Source organism: Streptomyces sp. PA03-1a (assembly GCF_033792805.1).
In the GTDB taxonomy this organism is placed as follows: Bacteria; Actinomycetota; Actinomycetes; order Streptomycetales; family Streptomycetaceae; genus Actinacidiphila.
In genome coordinates this window covers 1-1,940 of sequence record NZ_JARAVO010000459.1, presented here as the reverse complement: position 1 = coordinate 1,940, position 1,940 = coordinate 1, and the positions used below count along the sequence as shown (strand labels likewise).

Sequence of the window (1,940 nt, the reverse complement as noted above, 5' to 3'; positions counted from 1 at the left end):
GACGTTGTCGGTCCCGCCCCCTACCGTGGCCGCCATGTCCGAACCGTCCGACGCCCCGCAGTCCTTCACGACGTTGTGGACCAACGACCTCTGCCGCCGGCTGACGCGCGACGGCTACACCGGACGCCCGCTCCGCGTCCTGTTCGGCGGCCCGCACCAGTCCCTGCCCAGCTTCCGGCTCGCGGGCGTACGGCCCGGCGACCGCGTCTTCCCGCTGCGCGTCCACCGGACCAGGCTCCATGTGCTGGGCCGCCTGGAGGTGGCACGGATCATCCCGTACGAGGAGGCCGCGGACGAGCTGGCGAAGCTGCCCGACTGGTCGCCGCTGGAGGGCGGTTGCGTGTCCGAGGTACTGGTCGGCCCACCCGGCACCCCGCTCGACTTCGGCACCACCGTCCCCGGCGAGCTGCTGGAACGGCTCACCTACCGCTCGCGCCGCGCCGAACGCCGGCTGCGGTTCGTCGAGGACGGCCGTCTGATGCGGTCGGTCGGCCTCCAGGGCGTCTACCGGCTCGCGCCCGGGTCGGCCGCCGAACTCGACCGCCTCGTCGAGGCGGCCGCCGCACCCACCGCCGGTCCCGCCGAGGTGACCGTCAGCCCCGGATGACGCCCGCCGCCCGCGCCGCCGCCAGCCACTGCGGGAACTCCTCCATCAGCGCCGCGTACAGCTCGGCGTCCGACGCCGCCGCGGGCTCCTCCCCGGCGGCGTGGAAACCGGCGTTGTCCACCACCCGCTTGGCGGGCACCGGGAGTTCGTCCAGCTTGCGCAGGAAGTCGAAGTCCTTGCCCTCCGGATCCCCGAAGCCGACGAACTGCCAGAAGAGCGGCAACCCGGCCGCGGAGCACAGCAGCCGCTCGGCGGCCGTGCGTGAGGAAGGACCGCCGTCCGTCTGGAAGATGACGAACGCGGGCTGCGTCGCGCCGGACGCCCGGTAGTGGTCGATCACCGCCTGCATCGCCAGGTGGTAGTTGGTGCGGCCCATGTGGCCGTAGCTGTCGTGGAGCGCGTTGATCCGCCCCTCGTAGCCGTCGAGGCCGATCTCGGCGACGCCGTCCACCTCGGTGGAGAAGAAGACCACCGGCACGACCCCGTCGTCGTCGAGGTTCGCCGCGAGCCCCAGGGCCTGCTCGGCCAGCCGCTGCACCGTGCCGTCCCGGTAGTGCCGCCGCATGCTGCCGGACCGGTCCAGCACCAGGTACACCGCGGCCCGTTCCCCCGCGACCCCGGACTTCTCCAGCGACACCCGGGCACCCTTGTACAGGCTCACCAGCCCGGGCGCCGCCGCCTGCACCTTCTCCAGACCGATGGCCATTGCGCCCCGCCCCCTCACGCTCGCGCTTCCTCTTCCGCCCCGATCGTGCCACCTCCACCCGCCCGGGGTCACCGGTCAGGTGACGCTCCACAGCCGCCGGTAGAAGGCGGTCCGCTCCGGATCGGGGGCGATGCCGTACGCGTCCAGGAGCGCGTCCTCCCAGCCGGGGCCGTAGTTCCACTCGGTGCTCCAGGTGGCGACGGCCAGGTCGGCCCAGCGGTCGGCCAGCCCGAGGGCGCCCATGTCGACGTGGCCCGACCAGGTCCCGTCTTCCCCGAGCAGCGTGTTGGGCGCGCAGGGGTCGCCGTGGCACACCACGAGCCGCTCGACGGTCGGCGCCGGCGGCAGGTCCCCCGGCACGTCCCTGCCCGACCGCCGGGCGCGTTCCAGGCGGGTGCCGACGGACCAGTCGTACGGGCAGCGGTCCACGGGCAGCCGCTCGTGCAACGCGCGCAGCCCGGCTCCCAGCGCACGCACCGCGGTGCCGGGATCCGCCGTCCAGCGCGGGCTGACGGCACTCTCCCCGGGCAGCCCGCGCGTCACCAGCCAGGCCCCGTCCCCGTCCGCCCCGTGCTCCAGGACGGGCGGCACGGGTGTGAAGCGGCCCGCCCACTCCAGGCGCTCCGC

General features: G+C 74.4%; 3 protein-coding genes. 1 reads left to right on the top strand and 2 read right to left on the bottom strand.

The genetic code is table 11. From position 1 onward, the window contains the following. The first annotated feature begins 34 nt into the window (after positions 1–34). Positions 35–607 (top strand): hypothetical protein, encoded by a 573-nt coding sequence (locus tag PV341_RS44860; RefSeq protein WP_500328951.1) that lies wholly within the window; start codon positions 35–37, stop codon positions 605–607. Here the strand turns inward: PV341_RS44860 and PV341_RS44855 are convergent. After that, on the bottom strand, positions 594–1,313 hold the full coding sequence (locus PV341_RS44855; RefSeq protein ID WP_500361008.1) for a vWA domain-containing protein: 720 nt from the start codon (positions 1,311–1,313) through the stop codon (positions 594–596). The genes PV341_RS44860 and PV341_RS44855 overlap by 14 nt on opposite strands. A 75-nt stretch (positions 1,314–1,388) precedes the next feature. Then, a partial coding sequence (locus tag PV341_RS44850; protein ID WP_500361007.1) for a phosphotransferase occupies positions 1,389–1,940 on the bottom strand: 552 nt, incomplete at its 5' end.